Genomic DNA, 18,928 nt, shown 5'->3' with positions numbered 1-18,928 from the left:
CTCGAACTCCCCTGCCTGGGCTCCGGCTCAGGGTGGGGAGTCCAACTGAATAAACATGAACCATTCACAACGGATCGTCCGGCACGTACCTGCCGGTGAAGGGATTGATAACTGTGGCTACAGTTACTTTTGATAACGCTACGCGTCTGTACCCGGGCACAGATAAGCCCGCCGTCGATAAGCTCAACATCGACATCGCCGATGGCGAATTCCTGGTCCTCGTTGGACCCTCCGGTTGCGGTAAGTCCACCTCCCTGCGCATGCTCGCAGGCCTTGAGGATGTGAACTCCGGCCGCATTCTGATCGGCGACCGCGACGTCACGGACGTCCCGCCGAAGGACCGCGACATCGCCATGGTCTTCCAGAACTACGCCCTGTACCCGCACATGACAGTTGCGGACAACATGGGCTTCGCACTCAAGATCGCCGGCGTCTCCAAGGAAGAGCGTGCCGAGCGCGTCCGCGAAGCAGCCAAGCTTCTTGACCTTGAGCTGTACCTGGACCGCAAGCCGAAGGCACTCTCCGGTGGCCAGCGTCAGCGCGTTGCCATGGGCCGCGCAATCGTCCGTAACCCGCAGGTCTTCCTCATGGATGAGCCGCTTTCCAACTTGGACGCCAAGCTCCGTGTCCAGACCCGCACCCAGATCGCTTCCCTGACCCGCCGCCTCGGCGTCACCACGGTCTACGTGACCCACGACCAGGTCGAGGCCATGACCATGGGTGACCGCGTTGCAGTCCTCAAGGACGGCCTGCTGCAGCAGGTAGACACCCCGCGCAACCTGTACGACCGCCCGAAGAACGTCTTCGTGGCCGGCTTCATCGGCTCCCCCGCCATGAACCTGCTGGAACTGCCCGTCGTCGACGGCGGCGTCCAGTTCGGTGGCACGGTGTACCCCGTCCAGCACGACGTCCTCGAGGACGCCACGGGCAAGACCGTCACGCTCGGCTCCCGTCCGGAAGACCTCGAGACCGTAGGTGCCGGCGAAGGCCTCCAGGTTGAGGTAGACGTCGTCGAGGAACTCGGCGCCGACGCCTACGTCTATGGCCACACCACGCTTGACGGCAAGAGCCACGACATCGTGGCACGCGTCGACGGGCGCCGTCCCCCGATGAAGGGCGAGTCCATCTGGGTACGTCCGCAGTCGGGCCACGTGCACCTGTTCGACACCAAGACAGGCCTGCGCCTGGGCGACTAGTCCCCACCAGCACCACAGCACTACCGACGGCGGCCCTTCCGAGTGGACGGGCCGCCGTCGTCGTTAACAGCAGCCTCCATACGGAAGAATTGACCCATGAGCGAGCAAAGCGGTGCCAAGTGGCATGACGAACCCACCGACTACGCGCAGATCGGCAAACTCCCGCGCACCGAGCCCGCGAGCGCCAATGACGCCGCCCCTCCGGCGGGCGTGATCGGATCCCTCAACATCACCGCGGCGGCAGCGGATCCCGAACTCCTGGACCTGCCGTGGCACATCGCTCTCGAAGACTGGCCCGCCAAGAACCTGGCTGCCCTGCCCCGCGGCATTTCCCGGCACATCGTGCGTTTCGCGCACTTGGGCGGTTCCGTCATCGCCATCAAGGAGACGTCCGAGCACGTTGCCCGCCACGAGTACCACATGCTCCGCAAGCTGGCCCGAATGGATGTACCGTGCGTCGAGCCGGTTGCCGTCATCACCGGCCGCACCACTGTTGACGGCAAGCCGCTCAACCCCGTGCTGGTCACCCGGCACCTCAAGTTCTCCATGCCGTACCGTGCGCTCTTCTCGCAGATGCTGCGCCGGGACACCCTCACCAGGCTTATTGATGCCCAAGCGCTGTTGCTGGTGCGCCTGCACCTGATCGGTTTCTATTGGGGTGACGTTTCCTTGTCCAACACCCTCTTCCGCCGCGACGCCGGAGCGTTCGCCGCCTACCTCGTGGACGCCGAAACCGGCGAGCTGTACCCCGATCTTTCGCTGGGCCAGCGCGAGTACGATCTCGAGATCGCCCGCGTCAACATCGCGGGGGAACTCATGGACCTGCTCGAAGGCGGCCTGATCGAGGAGAAGGTGGATCCGGTGGCGACGTCGGAGCTCATCATGGACTCGTACCGCCGGCTATGGGCCGAACTCACCGAGAAGGAATCGTTTGAGCTCGGCGAACGCTGGCGCGTGGGCGCGCGCATCCGCCGCCTCAACGAACTCGGCTTCGACGTCGAGGAGTATGCCATCAAGACCACCGCGGACGGCTCCACCATCCAGCTTCAACCCAAGGTGGTCGACGCCGGACACCACCAACGGCGCTTGCTTCGCCTCACCGGCCTGGACGCCCAGGAAAACCAGGCCCGCCGGCTGCTCAACGACATGGACTCCTTCCGGGCCGACAACAACCCGGACATGGACGAAGAAATCAGCGCCCACACCTGGGTCAGCCAGATCTTCGAGCCCATTGTCCGGTCCATCCCGCGCGACCTCGCAGGCAAGCTGGAACCGGCAGAGGTAGTCCACGAAGTCCTCGAACACCGCTGGTACATGAGCCAGAAGCAGGACAGCCACATCCCCCTGGCTGAAGCCGTGCAGTCCTACTTGGACACCGTGCTGCGCCACCGGCGCGACGAGGCCGCCATCATGCTCAATCCGGACACAGCGTTGCTGAAGATCCTGGAAGTGGAAACCGAGGAATCCCGGTACGAGCAGGACGAATACCCGGATTCGGACGACTAGGGAGTTTAGGGCTCCAGCGTCTCCGCGAGTCCTGCCAATACCGGTTCGCGTCCGAGTTCGATGTGTGAATACGCCAGGGTATAGGCGAGCTCGGCTTTGCCTCCAAGGATGGCGTTGCACAGTTCCATGTGCTCGTCGCGCTGGAGTTCGTTGCTTCGGTTGTGGGCCAGGCCGAAGATCCAGCGCATGCGGCCAAACAGCGGCTTGACGGATTCTATGAGCAGCCGGTTGCCGGAGAGCCGCACGATTTCGGCGTGAAACGCCGCACTAAGGCGCACGACGTCGTCAGTGCGGCCGTTGTCGATCGCTTCCCTTGCGTCGTCCAGCAGTTCCTGAAGCTGCCCGCCCGGCTCTCCCGCCGCGACGCGGACGGCCGCCATGCGGGCGGCAAACGTTTCCAGGCACAGCCGGACGTCGAAGAGTTCATTGACGTCCGTTAGCGTCAATTTGCGCACGACGGCGCCCCTGCGGGGGAACGTCTCCACGAAGCCATCCTGCTCGAGGCGTTGGATGGCTTCGCGCACGGGGATTCGCGAAACGTTGTAGACCTCAGAAAGCTCCCGCTCGCGCAACCGCATGCCCTGCTCGTATTTCCCGGCCACGATTCCCTCGAGAACCAACTGGTAGACCTGTTCAGCGCGGGCCTCGTCGTCGCGGCCGTTCAGGGTTTCCGTCATCGGCTTTGGCCACCCTTCCATTCCCCATCGTGCGGTTGTCCTTGGAGCCGGGCGGACGTTGCCGCTCAGCGTTCCACCCGAGCATACACGGGCGGAAACGGCTCCTCGGCCCTCCTCCGGGACGAGTCCCTCACCGAATACGCCGACTACTGTTTGGTATCCCAGACTGGACAATGTTTGTGATTTACATCGCAACTAACGTGCTCTACTCTGATTTTGGTATACAAAAAGTTCCGGAGCTTGCTCCTTGGATCATGAATCGAGCACCCCCGTTGACCCAGCTACAGTCCACCGTCGAACCCACTGCTGCGAGTCCGTCCCCAAATACATCCCACGGAAAGTCCGCGCGCACGTCCACGGCCGAGGCACGGTCCCTCCTCGCCACGGCCTGGCTGCGGATCCGCCGGAGCAAGATCGCTTTGTTGAGCCTCTGTGTGGTGGTGGCCATTATGTTGTTCGCCATCCTCGGCCCGCTGCTCAGCGCGATGTCCGGCAACGATCCCTTCACGTCCAACACGAGCCCTGAGGTCCTGGACGATCTCCAGACTCCGGGGCTGCCGCTCCCTGGATACATGTACCCCTCGGCCAGCCACTGGCTGGGCGTCGAACCGGGGTTGGGCCGCGATCTGTTTGCGCGACTCGCCCACGGCGGCCAGGTCTCCCTCACCATCGCCTTGCTGTCCACTGCGGTCTCAGTAATCCTGGGAACCGTGATCGGCGCGGCCGCAGGCTATTTCGGCGGCAAAACGGACGCCATCATCAGCCGGATCATGGACCTTTTCCTGGCTTTCCCGCACCTCCTGCTGGTGCTTTCACTGACACCCATCCTGCAGTCACGGCTCCGGGACACCCCGTTGGGCCAAGGAAGTTTCCTCCCCATGGCTTCGCTCGTGATCATCTTGGGCTTCTTCGGCTGGGCATACCTCGCCCGCATCGTCCGCGGACAGGTGCTGAGCCTCCGCGAGCGCGAGTTCGTCGAGGCTGCGCGGTCCTTCGGTGCTTCGCACTTGAGTGTCTTGTTCCGGCAGATCATTCCCAACGTCATGGGTGTCGTGTTGGTCTACGCCACCATGCTCATTCCCACGAACATCTCCGCAGAAGCCGCGCTGTCCTTCCTCGGCGTCGGAGTCAAGGACCCCACACCGTCGTGGGGCCAGATGCTCAACGCCGCCCAGTCCGGCAACTGGTACCTCAGCGATCCCTGGTTCCTGGCAGTCCCCGGCGCCATGCTCATCGTCACCGTCCTGGCGTTCAACCTGCTCGGCGACGCCGTACGCGACGCCTTGGACCCCAAGGCCTCCCGCCACTGATCCACCGCGCCGCAGGACCACTGCGCCGCAGTGCCCCAATCCACCTTCAATCTCCGTCCCACCCACCCCTATGAGGAGCACAATGAATACCCCCACCAGAGCGCTGGCCCTTGCCGTGCTGATCGCCACCGCTGCCACTGGCTGCGCGGCAGGCCAGAACCAGCCCGGAAATCCCGCCTCCGGCCCGTCGAGCACCGAGCAGGCCCCGGAAGTGGTCAAGCCCGGTTTCACCACCAAGGGCGGCAACATCAACGTCCTGATGTCGTCGGACTTCCAAACCCTGGATCCGGGCAACAGCAACTACGTCCAGACGGCCAACGTCGGCCAGCTGTACTACAGGAACCTCACCATGGCCAAGGAAACGGCCGGCCAGCCGCCCACCATCGTTCCGGACCTCGCCACTGACACGGGCCAAGTGTCCAAAGACGGACTCACCTGGACCTTCACCCTCCAGAAGGGCGTCAAGTTCGAGGACGGCCGCCCCATCACCTCTGCTGACGTCAAGTACGGCATTGAACGCACCTTCGCGCAGGACGTCTACACCCAGGCCCCGCAAGAGCTCAACGCAGCGCTCGACGCCGGGGGCTACAAAGGGCCGTACAAGGATCCTTCCGCTGACCTCAAGGCCGTTGAAACCCCGGACGAGCGCACCATCGTTTTCCACTTGAGGAAGCCGTTCGCGGAATTCCCGGCCCTGGCGTCCCGTTCCAACACCTCGCCTGTCCCGAAGGACAAGGACACCAAGCTGGACTACACCAACCACCCTGTGTCTTCAGGCCCCTACATGGTCGAGTCATACAGCCGCGGAAAATCGCTCAAGCTGGTCCGCAACCCGAATTGGGATCCGGCCACCGACCCCAACCGGACAGCGCTTCCAGACACCTTCAGCTTCTCGCTCTCCACCTCGCAGGCCACTATCAGCCAGCAGCTCTTGGCCAACTCCGATCCCAATGCGCTCACCCTTGACTCCAACGGTGCACTGCAGACGTCGGATTCAGCCAAACTTGCTGATGCCCAGGTCAAGGACCGTGTCGCTTCGGGACTGCTTGGCTGCAACGACGTCCTGAGCCTCAACACCGAGAAGATCTCCGATCCCGATGTCCGCAAGGCTATCGCCCTCGCCTTGGACCGCCAGTCCATCCTGGTCCAGTACGGCGGACGTCGTTTTGGCGAGATCACCCAGACCCCGCTCAACTCCAAGATGCGCGGCTACGTAGCCCAGGACTTGGAGATCGATCCCACCGGCAAGCCCAAGCTGGAGGAAGCCAAGAAGCTCCTCGAAGGCAAGAACTACCCCAAGACCCTCACCTACGGGTACGCCAACAACCGTGATGCCTACAAGAACACAGGCACCGTGGTCCAGCAGAACCTCAAGGCCTTGGGCATTGATGTCCAGCTCGTGCCGATCCCGGCGCCGAACTACTACTCGGTCCTGGCGAGCGACCAACTGCCGGACATGGGACGCTCGGGCTGGTGCGGCGGCGCCGACCCCGCTTCGGTCCGTACCTCTGCCGATCCCATCCTGGGTCCGAACAACGATGGCACCAGCTACGGCTTCTCCAACACTTCGCGCTACTTCGATCCGCAGATTTCCAAGGCAATGTACGAGCTCCGGAACACGGCCGGAACGTCGGAGGAATTGGGCAAGAAGTGGTCCGAGGAGTTCGGCAAGGCCCTGAAGACGTACCCGATCATCCCGCTCATCCGCAGCCACACCAACAGTGTGGTGGGCTCCAACATCCGCAACGCCCAAGTTGGCTACTTCTTCGGCGGCATCGACCTCTCGATCGTCGGCGTCCAGCACTAACCGGGCCCAATCGACACTAACCAGACTTAGCCCAGAAGGGACGCGGGCCGCCCGGCCACCACCGGGCGGCCCGCAACCAGCACAATGATCAGATTCATACTTCGCCGGACAGGCTCCCTGGTCCTGCTTCTCGTAGCCGTCAGCTTCATCACCTTCACGCTTTTCCAGCTGGGACCAGCCGATCCCGCTTCCGCCGCTTGCGGCCAGGAGTGCACGCCCGAACGCGTAGCGGAAGCCCGTGTGGCCCTCGGCATGGACCATCCTTTCCCGGTCCAGTACATCGACTACATGCGCGGCCTGGTCTCGCCGCGGATGATCGGGGCACCCGGAGCCGAATCGATCTGCCAGTGGCCGTGCCTCGGCAAATCGTTCCAAACCAATGAAAACGTCTCGGACATCATCGGCCGTTCCTTGCCGTACACACTCTCCATGGCCGTCGGCGCCCTCGTGCTCTGGACCGTTTCCGGCGTTGGACTCGGCCTGCTTGCCGCCCTCCGCAAGGGAACGGCCACGGACAAGTTCATCGTCGGGGCAGCGTCCGTTGGTGTCTCCTTGCCGATCCCGGTCACGGGCCTGTTCCTGCTTCTGGTGTTCGTCAACCAACTGCACCTCCTGCCCTTCACGACGAACGAGATCAACAGTCCTTTCGGTCCGCTCGGTCCGTGGGCGTGGGTGCTCAACTACTTCCTGCCCTGGGTCGCCCTCGCGGTCCTCTTCAGCGCGGCCTATATCCGGGTCACCCGAACCAATATGATCGAGACCTTCAGCGAGGACTTCATCCGCACCGCCCGCGCAAAGGGCTTGGCGCCCCGAACAGTGACGTTCAAGCACGGTGTCCGGGCCGGAATCACTCCCGTCGTGACCATGCTCGGCATGGACATCGGGCTCCTTTTGGGCGGGGCCGTCCTCACTGAGCAGATCTTCTCAGTGCCGGGACTCGGCTTTACGGCCGTCCGTGCCGCCATCTCCGGCGACCTCCCCGTCACCATGGCCATCACCATGCTCGCCGCCTTCTTCGTCATCGTCGCGAATGTCGTCGTCGACCTCGCCTACGCCGCCATCGATCCCCGAGTGAGGCTCCAATGACCCAGCTTCAACCCAGCGCTCCAACCGGTCATCCCGCCGCGAAAACAGCGCAGCCCGCCACGGAAACCGGCGCGTTCCTGGACGTCCGCAATCTTTCCGTAAAGTTCCCTACGGACGACGGCCTTGTCTCGGCTGTCAACGGCATGGATTTCTCCTTGGAGCGGGGGCATACCCTCGGCATCGTCGGCGAGTCCGGGTCCGGCAAGTCGGTCACCAGCCAAGCGCTCATGGGGCTCCTCAAGGGAACCTCAGCCCAGGTCACCGGCCAGGCGCTCTTCCAGGGCAAGGACCTTGTGACGCTGCCCGAGTCCGGGATGCGACAACTGCGCGGCCGGAACATCGGCATGATCTTCCAGGATCCACTCTCGGCCCTGCATCCCTTCTACACGGTGGGCCATCAGATCGCGGAGGCCTATCTCGTCCACAACAAGGCGAGCAAGAAGCAGGCCCGAGCGGCCGCCGTCGAGATGCTCGGAAGGGTGGGCATTCCCAGCCCCGAACAGCGCTATGACGAATACCCGCACCACTTCTCCGGAGGCATGCGCCAACGCGCCATGATTGCCATGGCCCTGATCTGCGAACCGGAACTGCTTATCGCGGACGAACCCACCACTGCGTTGGACGTCACGGTGCAGGCACAGATCCTGGACCTCATGTCCGAGCTCCAGCAGGAAACCAACTCGGCCCTGATCCTGATCACCCACGATCTTGGCGTGGTTGCAGAAGTCTGTGATTCCGTCCTGGTCATGTACGGAGGGCAGTGCGTCGAATCGGGACCGGTGGACGAGATCTTCTACGACACACAGCACCCCTACACCTTGGGCCTGCTCAAATCGATGCCCACGCTGAACAGCTCCTCGGGCCGGCTCAATCCCATCCCCGGCCAGCCACCGTCGCTCCTTGACCTGCCGAAGGGCTGCATCTTCAGCGCGCGGTGCGAATACGCAGCCCTTGCCGGCGATGGCGTCTGCGCGAGCCAGAGGCCGGAGCTCGTGGTCGAGGACGGCCACGGAAAGCGCTGCCACCTGAGCGGCCCCCAGATCGTCACCATTCGGAAAACGCGTTAGGACCCGCCATGGACACGCAGGCAATTCTCCAGGTGGAGAACCTACAAAAGCACTTCCCCATCAAGGGTGGACTCTTCTCCCCCACAGGGTCCAAGACTGTCAAAGCGGTCGACGGCGTCTCGTTCAGTCTCGCTCGCGGCCAGACTTTGGGGCTCGTTGGTGAGTCGGGCTGTGGCAAGTCCACCACCGGACGCATGGTCGCCCGGCTCATGGATCCCACGGGCGGGCGGATCGTGATCGACGGCGTCGACATCAGCCAGTTGCGCGGCCGCGATCTGTACAACTTCCGCCGCAAGGTCCAAATGATCTTCCAGGACCCTTTCGCTTCGCTCAATCCGCGGCAGACCGTGGGCACGGCCATCGCGGCACCGATGCTGGCGCAAAAGATCAACCCGACCGGCGGCCTGAAGAACCGGGTCAAGGAACTCCTCGAACAAGTGGGACTCAAACCCGAGCACTACAACCGCTTCCCCCACGAGTTCTCCGGCGGCCAGCGCCAGCGTGTGGGAATCGCCCGCGCCATCTCGCTGAACCCGTCCGTGATTGTGTGCGACGAGCCCGTCTCCGCCCTCGACGTCTCGGTGCAGGCCCAGGTAGTGAACCTACTTCAGGAAATCCAGCGCGACACCGGGGTTGCCTACATCTTCATCGCCCACGATCTTTCTGTGGTCCGCCATATCTCGCATGAGGTGGCCGTGATGTACCTCGGCAAGATCGTGGAACAGGGATCCAGGGAGGAATTGTTCCGCGATCCCCGGCACCCCTACACGCAGGCGCTCCTGTCCGCCGTGCCCTTGCCGGATCCCCGGGAAGCGCGCCAGCAGCAGAAAATCCGGCTCCGGGGGGATCTCCCATCGCCGGCCAACCCGCCCAGCGGCTGCGTTTTCCGCACCCGTTGTCCCTTGTTCGGCACCTTGAGCGAGGACCAGCAGCAGCGCTGCATCAACGAAATCCCCGCGCCAGCCACCCCAGATGCCCCCGCCTGCCACCATTCGGGTCTGGCAGCGGGAGCCCTCACTGGTGTGCAATAGACCCACTATCAAAAGGAGCAATACATTGATCACCCTGATCCGCGCCGTCCGACCCTGGGGACAAGCGCTGAGCGACGTCCTCATCACGGACGGCAAGATCGCCGGCGTCGAACCGCATGACCCGGCCCGCGCCGCCGCGACTGGCGACGTAACCGTCGTCGAAGGCCGTGGCCGCCTCCTGGTGCCGTCGTTCTCGGACGTCCACGTGCACTTGGACTCCACCCGCATCGGGCTGCCGTTCCGCGAACACACCGGCGGCCCCGGGGTGTGGACCATGATGATGAACGACCGCAAGAACTGGCGCAATGCCGAAGTCCCGCTTCAGGAACGCGTCAACAACACTCTCGGCCGGATGATCGCGCGCGGCACCACCCGTGTCCGTTCCTATGCCCAGATCGATGTTGACTGCCGCCTTGAGCGCTTCGACGCCGTAATGGCCGCCAAGGAGCAGTTCAAGGACCAGGCCGACGTCGACATCATCGCGTTCCCGCAGGCCGGCCTCCTCCTCGAGGAAGGCACCGTCCCCCTCATGGACCAGGCCCTCAAGGCCGGCGCCAATGTCATGGGCGGCATCGATCCCTGCAGCTTGGACCGCGACCCGGCGAGGCACCTGGACATCGTGTTCGGGCTGGCCGAAAAGTACCAGGTTCCCATCGACATCCACCTCCACGAGCCAGGCGAACTCGGCGTCTTCAGCACCGAGCTGGTGATCGAGCGCACCCGCGCACTGGGGATGCAAGGCAAAGTCACCATGTCCCACGCGTACCAGCTGGGCAGCGTCTCCGAGGCCACTACCCGCCGCCTCATCGAAGAGTTCGCCGAGCTGGACATCTCCATGGCGTCCGTGGCGCCGGGCTCCGCCGGTGTGGCGGGCCAGCTGCCCATCCCGCTGCTCGCCGAAGCCGGCGTCCGCATGGGCTTGGGCGAGGACGGACAGCGCGATTACTGGTCTCCCTACGGCAACACGGACATGCTGGACCGTACATGGCAGTTGGCGTTCACCCACGGCTTCCGCAAGGACGAGCTCATCGAGCACTGCCTGGCGATTGCTACGGTGGGCGGCGCCAGCATCCTGGACCCCTCCGCAACCCGCCTGAAGGGCACGGCGCACCGCCCGGGCCTTGAGGTCGGCGATCCTGCCGAACTCCTGCTGCTCGACGGCGAAACGGTCGCCTCCGCCGTCATGGACCGCGGCGCGGACCGTACGGTGATCCACCGTGGCACGGTCGTGGCAGACCAGCTCGAACTCGTCTAAGCCTGCACTGAACCAAAGTGGCCGGTCCCTCTGAGAGGGACCGGCCACTTTGGCGGTTAACGGCTCTTCGGAGACCGTCGCCCCGATGCGAAACTAGCGCCCGACGGCGGCTGGCTCGCTAAGACGTTCGGTTTCGGCGCCTGCCACGGACACGGCATGCCCGCGCACTGCGAGGAATCCGGCTGCGGCGAGAAGTACCGCCTCCGCCGTCAGGGCCCAGAAGGGAACGTCCCAGCCCCCGGACCACTCGTGCAGGAATCCTGCACCCAAAGGCCCCAGGGAGGCCAACGCGAACCCCAGGCCCTGGCTCATGGCGGACAGGCTGCCCGCGCTCTGTGGTCCTGCTGAGCGGATCACGACCAACGCCATTCCCAGCCCGAAGCCAGCGCTCTGGACGACCCCCAGCAGGCCGACCATCAGGAATTGCAATCCCACAGGTGCCATCAGGACTCCGATAAGAGCCGCCGCCACGAGCAACCCCAGCCCCGGGGCCATGACCTTCAGAACCGCGGGACGCCCGGCGAGAACGGGGGCCACCAGGCTCGCGGGCAGCCCGGCGACGCTGAACCATGCCAAGAGCGAAGCCGCGTCGGCCGCTGTCTGGCCCTTCGACACCAGGAACACGGCCAGCCACGAGGTAATCGCGAAATACAGCATGGCCTGCAGCCCGAAGAAGGCAGTGACAGCCCAGGCCGTCCGTTGCTTCCGCAGCGGCAGGGTGCCGGCTTCGCTTACCGAGCCGCCCGCCGTCGTCGTCCCCTGCGGTGTTGCCGGCAAGCCCGCGCCCGACGCCGACCGGCCAGTTTTGTCAGAGCGTCCAGTTGCTCCACCCCTGCGGTAGATCAACGCGGCGCCCATCACGGCAGGAACTGCCCAGACCGCCAACGCCCAGGCCAGGCTTCCGCCGAGCGCCAGCTGTAGCGGCTGCACGAGACCTGCGCCCAGCGCGGCGCCCAAGCCGAAACCCATGGTGCACAGCCCCGTCCACCAGCCCGTACCACGGTTGGCCTTCACTATCTGTGGCACCAGCACGCTGGCGGTCATGATTGAAGCCCCTGCGAGGAACGTGCCGGGCAGCAGTAGTCCGGGCACCAGAACCCGGACGAGGAGCGCCGCGGCGAGCACCAGCAGCGCTACGGAAACCGCCCTGCCAGCGCCCAGGCGACGGGCCAGCCATGGACCACAGGGAGCCGAGACGCCGAAGGCAAGTACAGGCAGGGCGCCCAACAGCGGCAGCAAATGCGAGTCCAGTCCGAAGCCCGACTGGAGCTGCCCCATGGTGCCCGCAATGGTGGTGATAGCGGGACGAAGGTTGATGGAGACAAGGGTCAGCGCGGCTAGAATCCAGGCCGTCGCGAAGCTTGCACCCTTCACGGACGGACCACGGCGCGGCGGGCGTGCTTGTCCCATTGATTGCCTCCTCAAAATCTTACTTGGTATACCAAACAAGACTATGGGAGCGAAGGATCAAAGTAAACTAGTACCACTACAGCGACCTGGTGTGATGCCAGATCAGCGCGCCCCGAGTTGGGATACCAAAACCTAGATAGCTTTTCCGGGGTTGAAGATTCCGGCCGGGTCGAAAAGCACCTTGATACGGTGTTGCAACTCGCGGATGGGCTGGGGCTGCTCGAGGCCGAGCCATCGCAGCTTGTACTGCCCCACCCCATGCTCGCCAGTGATGGTTCCACCCATCTCCAACGCAGCATCGATGGAGTCATCCAGCGCCTTGTTGAGCCGGGACATAGCGTCCGCATCTACTTCCATGTCCACCCGGTCTACCCAGAACGTGGGGTGCAGGTTGCCGTCGCCAGCATGGGCCACCACTTTGAGCTGGACACCGTGCGTGACGGCCATGGCTTCGAGCGCAGCCACGTAGTCAACCAGTCGCGATCTCGGAACGGCGACGTCCTCGCCCACCCGGTATTCGTTGTCCACCTCATCACCTCGGCTTGAACGCCGCATGTCGATGAGGCGTTCGGCTTCGGCATTTGCTTCCGCCATCACCGTCGCGCCGCCGGCGGCCAGGACCTCCCGCACCAGCGCTGCCTCGGCGGCCGCTCCAAATCCGTCTGTCTGGATCAGCAGCAGGGCCTGTCCGCGCTCGCTAAGGTCAGAGCCGTACAGTTCGTCGAGCTGGGCCAGTGTTCCGGCGTCGAGCATTTCCATGATGGCGGGCTGGACACGGGCCTTGCCAACCGCCAGGACGCCCGCGGCGGCACCGCGGAAATCCGGATAGAAGGCCGCCACGGTTTGTACCTCCCGGGGCAGGTAGCGCAGGCGGACCGTCACGCCTACCACAATCCCCAAGGTGCCCTCGGAGCCCACAAACAGGGCCGTGAGGTCGTACCCGGCCACGCCTTTGAAGGTCTGGTGTCCTGTGTGGATGAGCGAGCCATCGGCCAGCACGACGTCGAGCGCAAGCACTGAGTCCCTGGTCACCCCATACTTGGCGCAGCGCAGACCGCCGGCGTTCGTTGCCACATTGCCGCCGATGGTGGACATCTTGTAGCTCGCGGGATCCGGCGTATACATGAGGCCGTGTTCGGCCGCCGCGGCGTTCAGATCCGCATTCACCACACCAGGCTCGACGACGGCAGTCTCGTCTTCGGCGTTGAGCAGCAGAATGCGGTTCATGCGTTCCAGGCTGAGCACGATGCATCCCTGGCTGGCATGGGCGCCACCCGAAACACCGGTACCGGCGCCACGGGCAACAATCGGAACCCCGTGCTTGGCGCAGCTACGCACCACGTGCTGGACGTCTTCAACGGAATCCGCAAACACAACAGCCAGAGGCAGCTGCAAGTCCACGACGGGGCCTTGGTCTACTGCATAGGTGGCACGAGTGTGCTCGTCGACAGCGACTTGCCCCGGGGCCAGCGCGGCGGCGAGCTCATCCATGAAGCCGCTGGTGCGTTGAGTGTTTCCGGCAACGGCTGTGTAGTCCGACAAGATGGATCCCTTCGCATCTGAGCGCCGCGGACACGCCGATTCGGCAGTCTTCACGGTGTTTTCAGTGCTTCGAGTCTAGTACGCGACGATAGCCCGATGCTCCGGCTGGTTCGGCCCGGAGAGCTGCGGAATCTGACGGGCCATGACGATTTCCAGCTTCGCTTTGTCCTGCGGATAGGGCCGAGTGGCACCTGTGACTTCAAATCCGTGCCGGGCATAGAACGCCTTGGCGCGCGCGTTGTCCTCGTGGACCCCCAGCTCGATCAAGGCGGCCCCAAGCTCGCCACTGGCTACTGCGCAAGCCTCATCAAGCAATTGGTCAGCCAAGCCCAGGCCCCGGTGCTCAGGTGCCACATAGACGCTGATAAGCATGGCCTGCCGCGGCCGGGAGAGATCCTGCGGCTGCTTGATAACGACGCGCATGAGTCCCTTGATCCGGCTACCGTCAGTCCCCTCATCCGCCACCAAGGTGATGCTCGAGTCGCCCGACATGGTTGCGGCGCGCTCTTGCCATTGCGTGTCAGTCTGGCGCCGCGCCGCCGCGAGGCTCTCCACGTAAGCCATAGGAGTGTCCGAGAGCATCTCCAGCCGCACCTCGCGAAGCAACTGCCAGTCAGCCGCTTGGAGGCGACGGATTCTATTCACTTCCGCCGCCCATGAATCGGACATAGCGATCAAGAACTCCAGGCCAGTCAGCCGCGTAGTCCGCACGGGTTCGGGCAGGGTCCTCGGCGCCTTCCCAGCCGTCGTGGACCAGTCGCAACTCCGTACCCCCGTCAACCGCGCGGAAGGCCACTCGAAGTTCAGTGGACCACATCGCAGTGCTACCCGGATACCAGCTTGCATGGAACGACAACGGCGGTTGCCAGTCGTCGATCGTTCCCCAAACGGATGTACGGCCGTCGTCAGCCGTCTCCAGGATCAGGTTCTCCTCGAACTCGACGTGCGAACCCGCGCCGTAGACGCTGTGGTCCTCCATTGGCCACCACAAATGCGGGTGATCGGTGAAACCCATGAAAGCGTGCGCTACAGGCGACGGCACGACGACGGTGCAGACTACGGGGTCCAGCTCACTGGACTGCTCCGGCTGTGGTTCGGAGTCCGACGCGGCGTGACTGAAAAGGCTCTCCATGTGCACCAACATTACCGTCCAGCGACCCGAGCGGCTCGAGACTCATTGTGCCTCCCCTTCGGACGCCCGCTCACGTATGGCGGGTCCCGGGCGGGACGCCCGCTCACGTATCGTGCCTTCCGGCGGGGCGTCCGCTCACTGCCTTGCAGATGGGAGGGGGTGTTAATGGGCGAGGCCCCGACATTCGCTGTCGGGGCCTCGCCGTTGAAAGATGTCCGGCGGTGTCCTACTCTCCCACACCCTCCCGGGTGCAGTACCATCGGCGCTGTGGGTCTTAGCTTCCGGGTTCGGAATGGGACCGGGCGTTTCCCCCACGCTATGACCGCCGTAACCTTGTTACCCGTCCCGCCGGCACGCTGGGTGCGGGGGTGGGAAGACTGGTTACAACATTGTGGTGTTGTTATTCAGTTGTGGTTTGTTCCTGTGACAACAACGGGTTGTTGTTCGGGAACCACATAGTGGACGCAAGCAGTTTTGTTTGTGTGGTGTAAGTTGTCGGCCTATTAGTACCGGTCAGCTTCAACAGTCGTTGGTCCTGTCTTCCACATCCGGCCTATCAACCCAGTGGTCTGGCTGGGGGCCTCTCACACACGAGGTGTTTGGAAATCTCATCTTGAAGCGAGCTTCCCGCTTAGATGCTTTCAGCGGTTATCCCATCCGAACGTAGCTAATCAGCGGTGCACTTGGCAGTACAACTGACACACCAGAGGTTCGTCCGTCCCGGTCCTCTCGTACTAAGGACAGCCCTTCTCAAATTTCCTGCGCGCGCAGCGGATAGGGACCGAACTGTCTCACGACGTTCTAAACCCAGCTCGCGTACCGCTTTAATGGGCGAACAGCCCAACCCTTGGGACCTACTCCAGCCCCAGGATGCGACGAGCCGACATCGAGGTGCCAAACCATGCCGTCGATATGGACTCTTGGGCAAGATCAGCCTGTTATCCCCGAGGTACCTTTTATCCGTTGAGCGACGGCCATTCCACAATGTACCGCCGGATCACTAGTCCCGACTTTCGTCCCTGCTTGAGATGTCTCTCTCACAGTCAAGCTCCCTTGTGCACTTACACTCGACACCTGATTGCCAACCAGGCTGAGGGAACCTTTGGGCGCCTCCGTTACTTTTTAGGAGGCAACCGCCCCAGTTAAACTACCCATCAGGCACTGTCCCTGACCCGGATCACGGGCCGAAGTTAGATGTCCAAAGTGACCAGAGTGGTATTTCAACGATGACTCCACCCCCACTGGCGTGAGGGCTTCAACGTCTCCCACCTATCCTACACAAGCCACTCCGAACACCAATACCAAACTATAGTAAAGGTCTCGGGGTCTTTCCGTCCTGCTGCGCGTAACGAGCATCTTTACTCGTACTGCAATTTCGCCGAGTTTATGGTTGAGACAGCGGGGAAGTCGTTACTCCATTCGTGCAGGTCGGAACTTACCCGACAAGGAATTTCGCTACCTTAGGATGGTTATAGTTACCACCGCCGTTTACTGGGGCTTAAATTCTCAGCTTCGCCTTGCGGCTAACCGGTCCTCTTAACCTTCCAGCACCGGGCAGGAGTCAGTCCGTATACATCGTCTTGCGACTTCGCACGGACCTGTGTTTTTAGTAAACAGTCGCTTCCCCTGGTCTCTGCGGCCCCGATCCCCTCCCACCGGCAAGCGGTGTTCAAGGTTGGGGCCCCCCTTCTCCCGAAGTTACGGGGGCATTTTGCCGAGTTCCTTAACCATAATTCTCTCGATCGCCTTGGTATTCTCTACCTGATCACCTGTGTCGGTTTGGGGTACGGGCGGCTAAGACCTCGCGCCGATGCTTTTCTAGGCAGCATAGGATCACCGGATCCCCCCATGACGGGGGTCCCATCAGATCTCAGGAACGTCATCCAAGACACAGCGACGGATTTGCCTATCGCTGACCCTACATCCTTAGACCGGGGCAACCATCGCCCGGCCCGGCTACCTTCCTGCGTCACACCTGTTAATACGCTTACCTCCCGGGATCAGGTCCCGCGCTCGGCCAAAACCCGCACACCACAAGGGTGCTTGGGCAGGCTCCGGGCGGTTAGTATCCCCCGCTTGGCATGGGCGGTCCTTCGCCGGTACGGGAATATCAACCCGTTGTCCATCGACTACGCCTGTCGGCCTCGCCTTAGGTCCCGACTTACCCAGGGCAGATTAGCTTGACCCTGGAACCCTTGATCATTCGGCGGACGGGTTTCTCACCCGTCTTTCGCTACTCATGCCTGCATTCTCACTCGTGTAGGCTCCACCGCTGGTTTACACCGCGACTTCACCGCCCACACGACGCTCCCCTACCACTCCAGACGACTGAACCACGAAGGCTTGTCCCTGTCTGAAATCCACAACTTCGGCGGTGTACTTGAGCCCCGCTACATTGTCGGCGCGGAATCACTTGACCAGTGAGCTATTACGCACTCTTTCAAGGATGGCTGCTTCTAAGCCAACCTCCTGGTTGTCTTCGCAACTCCACATCCTTTCCCACTTAGCACACGCTTAGGGGCCTTAGTTGGTGGTCTGGGCTGTTTCCCTCTCGACTACGAAGCTTATCCCCCACAGTCTCACTGCTGCGCTCTCACTTACCGGCATTCGGAGTTTGGCTGACGTCAGTAACCTTGTAGGGCCCATCGGCCATCCAGTAGCTCTACCTCCGGCAAGAAACACGCAACGCTGCACCTAAATGCATTTCGGGGAGAACCAGCTATCACGGAGTTTGATTGGCCTTTCACCCCTACCCACAGCTCATCCCCTCCATTTTCAACTGAAGTGGGTTCGGTCCTCCACGACGTCTTACCGTCGCTTCAACCTGGCCATGGGTAGATCACTCCGCTTCGGGTCTAGATCACGCCACTACACTCGCCCTGTTCAGACTCGCTTTCGCTACGGCTACCCCACACGGGTTAACCTCGCGACGTAACACTAACTCGCAGGCTCATTCTTCAAAAGGCACGCCGTCACAGCTACAAGGCTGCTCCGACGGATTGTAAGCACACGGTTTCAGGTACTGTTTCACTCCCCTCCCGGGGTACTTTTCACCTTTCCCTCACGGTACTGGTCCGCTATCGGTCATTAGGAAGTATTTAGGCTTATCAGGTGGTCCTGACAGATTCGCACGGGATTTCTCGGGCCCCGTGCTACTTGGGATCCTCTCCAGGCGGCACACAACATTACGGTTACGGGGCTCACACCCTCTACGGCCGGCCTTTCAAGACCGTTCACCTATGCTCATGCTCTCACCCCACCGGTCCGGCAGAACCAGTACGGAAAGTCCCACAACCCCGCCCATGCAACGCCCGCCGGCTATCACACATGGAACGGTTTAGCCTCATCCGCGTTCGCTCGCCACTACTAACGGAATCACTCTTGTTTTCTCTTCCTGCGGGTACTGAGATGTTTCACTTCCCCGCGTTCCCCCACGCACCCTATGTGTTCAGATGCGGGTCACCAGATCACGCAAACGCGCCTGGCGGGGTTTCCCCATTCGGACATCCTGGGATCAAAGTTCGGTTATCAACTCCCCCAGGCTTATCGCAGATTCCTACGTCCTTCTTCGGCTCCTAATGCCAAGGCATCCACCGTGTGCCCTTAAAAACTTGACCACACAAAAATCAAAGACTTCTCGAGAGAACCAGACCCCCCAAAAGAAGGGCCGGGTTCAAAAAAAGAAATTGCTGTAGACACAAGACAAACCCCAAGGGCCTGCCCGTGTCAGATGCTCGCGTCCACTATGTAGTTCTCAAACAACAACCCCGTACCACACCCCCGCACCAGCCACCCCACCAAAAAGGGGCAGCCACCACGCACGAGGACATGCAGCCAGGACAACCGGAAACACCAAACCCACACCCCGCACCGCCCCCCAAAAAGAAGAAGGACACCCGCAGGCCATGG

General features: G+C 62.6%; 13 protein-coding genes and 2 rRNA genes. 8 read left to right on the top strand and 7 right to left on the bottom strand.

What is annotated here, in order from left to right; all coding sequences use genetic code 11:
• Window positions 1-113: 113 nt before the first annotated feature.
• Entirely contained in the window at window positions 114-1,196 is a 1,083-nt protein-coding gene (locus ACX5I4_RS03000) for an ABC transporter ATP-binding protein (protein WP_461835333.1), read from the top strand.
• A gap of 96 nt (window positions 1,197-1,292) precedes the next feature.
• Window positions 1,293-2,702, top strand: a complete 1,410-nt coding sequence (locus ACX5I4_RS02995) for a DUF4032 domain-containing protein (protein ID WP_461835332.1) — start codon at window positions 1,293-1,295, stop codon at window positions 2,700-2,702.
• A gap of 5 nt (window positions 2,703-2,707) precedes the next feature.
• Here ACX5I4_RS02995 and ACX5I4_RS02990 read toward each other — a convergent pair whose 3' ends face one another.
• Window positions 2,708-3,379, bottom strand: a complete 672-nt coding sequence (locus tag ACX5I4_RS02990; RefSeq protein ID WP_461835331.1) for a GntR family transcriptional regulator — start codon at window positions 3,377-3,379, stop codon at window positions 2,708-2,710.
• 254 nt (window positions 3,380-3,633) lie between these two features.
• On the opposite strand from ACX5I4_RS02990, the gene ACX5I4_RS02985 reads away from it, so the two are divergent.
• The 6 genes from ACX5I4_RS02985 (at window position 3,634) to ACX5I4_RS02960 (ending at window position 10,935) form a co-directional block, all read left to right on the top strand.
• On the top strand, window positions 3,634-4,689 hold the full coding sequence (locus ACX5I4_RS02985) for an ABC transporter permease (RefSeq protein ID WP_461835330.1): 1,056 nt from the start codon (window positions 3,634-3,636) through the stop codon (window positions 4,687-4,689).
• A gap of 82 nt (window positions 4,690-4,771) precedes the next feature.
• Window positions 4,772-6,496, top strand: coding sequence for an ABC transporter substrate-binding protein (locus tag ACX5I4_RS02980; protein ID WP_461835329.1), 1,725 nt, complete (start codon window positions 4,772-4,774; stop codon window positions 6,494-6,496).
• An 84-nt stretch (window positions 6,497-6,580) separates the two neighbouring features.
• Window positions 6,581-7,582: an ABC transporter permease gene (locus ACX5I4_RS02975; RefSeq protein ID WP_461835328.1), complete on the top strand. Its 1,002-nt coding sequence runs from the start codon at window positions 6,581-6,583 to the stop codon at window positions 7,580-7,582.
• Window positions 7,579-8,649, top strand: a complete 1,071-nt coding sequence (locus ACX5I4_RS02970; RefSeq protein WP_461835327.1) for an ABC transporter ATP-binding protein — start codon at window positions 7,579-7,581, stop codon at window positions 8,647-8,649. The genes ACX5I4_RS02975 and ACX5I4_RS02970 overlap by 4 nt, the downstream gene beginning before the upstream one ends.
• 8 nt (window positions 8,650-8,657) lie before the next feature.
• A complete protein-coding gene (locus tag ACX5I4_RS02965; RefSeq protein ID WP_461835326.1) occupies window positions 8,658-9,680 on the top strand; it encodes an ABC transporter ATP-binding protein in 1,023 nt (340 codons plus the stop codon).
• A gap of 25 nt (window positions 9,681-9,705) precedes the next feature.
• Window positions 9,706-10,935: an amidohydrolase family protein gene (locus ACX5I4_RS02960; protein ID WP_461835325.1), complete on the top strand. Its 1,230-nt coding sequence runs from the start codon at window positions 9,706-9,708 to the stop codon at window positions 10,933-10,935.
• A gap of 93 nt (window positions 10,936-11,028) precedes the next feature.
• On the opposite strand, the gene ACX5I4_RS02955 is transcribed toward ACX5I4_RS02960, so the two are convergent.
• From ACX5I4_RS02955 to ACX5I4_RS02930, 6 genes are all read right to left on the bottom strand, one after another.
• Complete coding sequence (locus ACX5I4_RS02955) at window positions 11,029-12,345, bottom strand: MFS transporter (RefSeq protein WP_461835324.1); 1,317 nt, start codon at window positions 12,343-12,345, stop codon at window positions 11,029-11,031.
• A 132-nt stretch (window positions 12,346-12,477) separates the two neighbouring features.
• The gene (locus ACX5I4_RS02950) at window positions 12,478-13,836 is read right to left on the bottom strand and encodes an FAD-binding oxidoreductase (RefSeq protein WP_461838634.1); all 1,359 of its coding nucleotides are present in this window, start codon (window positions 13,834-13,836) and stop codon (window positions 12,478-12,480) included.
• 126 nt (window positions 13,837-13,962) lie between these two features.
• Entirely contained in the window at window positions 13,963-14,532 is a 570-nt protein-coding gene (locus ACX5I4_RS02945; RefSeq protein WP_461835323.1) for a GNAT family N-acetyltransferase, read from the bottom strand.
• Window positions 14,525-15,019 (bottom strand): SRPBCC family protein, encoded by a 495-nt coding sequence (locus ACX5I4_RS02940; RefSeq protein WP_461835322.1) that lies wholly within the window; start codon window positions 15,017-15,019, stop codon window positions 14,525-14,527. The genes ACX5I4_RS02945 and ACX5I4_RS02940 overlap by 8 nt, the downstream gene beginning before the upstream one ends.
• A 213-nt stretch (window positions 15,020-15,232) precedes the next feature.
• Window positions 15,233-15,349: ribosomal RNA gene (gene rrf, locus ACX5I4_RS02935) — 5S ribosomal RNA — on the bottom strand.
• A gap of 152 nt (window positions 15,350-15,501) precedes the next feature.
• Window positions 15,502-18,636 (bottom strand): 23S ribosomal RNA (locus ACX5I4_RS02930).
• Between the last annotated feature and the right edge of the window lie 292 nt (window positions 18,637-18,928).

This window comes from Arthrobacter sp. MMS24-S77, from assembly GCF_054888235.1.
This window is presented reverse-complemented; position numbering and strand designations above follow the sequence as displayed.

Bases quoted from the DNA above. Each gene is read 5' to 3' on its own strand.
- ACX5I4_RS02995 (WP_461835332.1), top strand. From the start codon at position 1,293: ATGAGCGAGCAAAGCGGTGCCAAGTGGCATGACGAACCCACCGACTAC.
- ACX5I4_RS02990 (WP_461835331.1), bottom strand. From the start codon at position 3,379: ATGACGGAAACCCTGAACGGCCGCGACGACGAGGCCCGCGCTGAACAG.
- ACX5I4_RS02985 (WP_461835330.1), top strand. From the start codon at position 3,634: ATGAATCGAGCACCCCCGTTGACCCAGCTACAGTCCACCGTCGAACCC.
- ACX5I4_RS02980 (WP_461835329.1), top strand. From the start codon at position 4,772: ATGAATACCCCCACCAGAGCGCTGGCCCTTGCCGTGCTGATCGCCACC.
- ACX5I4_RS02975 (WP_461835328.1), top strand. From the start codon at position 6,581: ATGATCAGATTCATACTTCGCCGGACAGGCTCCCTGGTCCTGCTTCTC.
- ACX5I4_RS02970 (WP_461835327.1), top strand. From the start codon at position 7,579: ATGACCCAGCTTCAACCCAGCGCTCCAACCGGTCATCCCGCCGCGAAA.
- ACX5I4_RS02965 (WP_461835326.1), top strand. From the start codon at position 8,658: ATGGACACGCAGGCAATTCTCCAGGTGGAGAACCTACAAAAGCACTTC.
- ACX5I4_RS02955 (WP_461835324.1), bottom strand. From the start codon at position 12,345: ATGGGACAAGCACGCCCGCCGCGCCGTGGTCCGTCCGTGAAGGGTGCA.
- ACX5I4_RS02950 (WP_461838634.1), bottom strand. From the start codon at position 13,836: ATGGATGAGCTCGCCGCCGCGCTGGCCCCGGGGCAAGTCGCTGTCGAC.
- ACX5I4_RS02940 (WP_461835322.1), bottom strand. From the start codon at position 15,019: ATGGAGAGCCTTTTCAGTCACGCCGCGTCGGACTCCGAACCACAGCCG.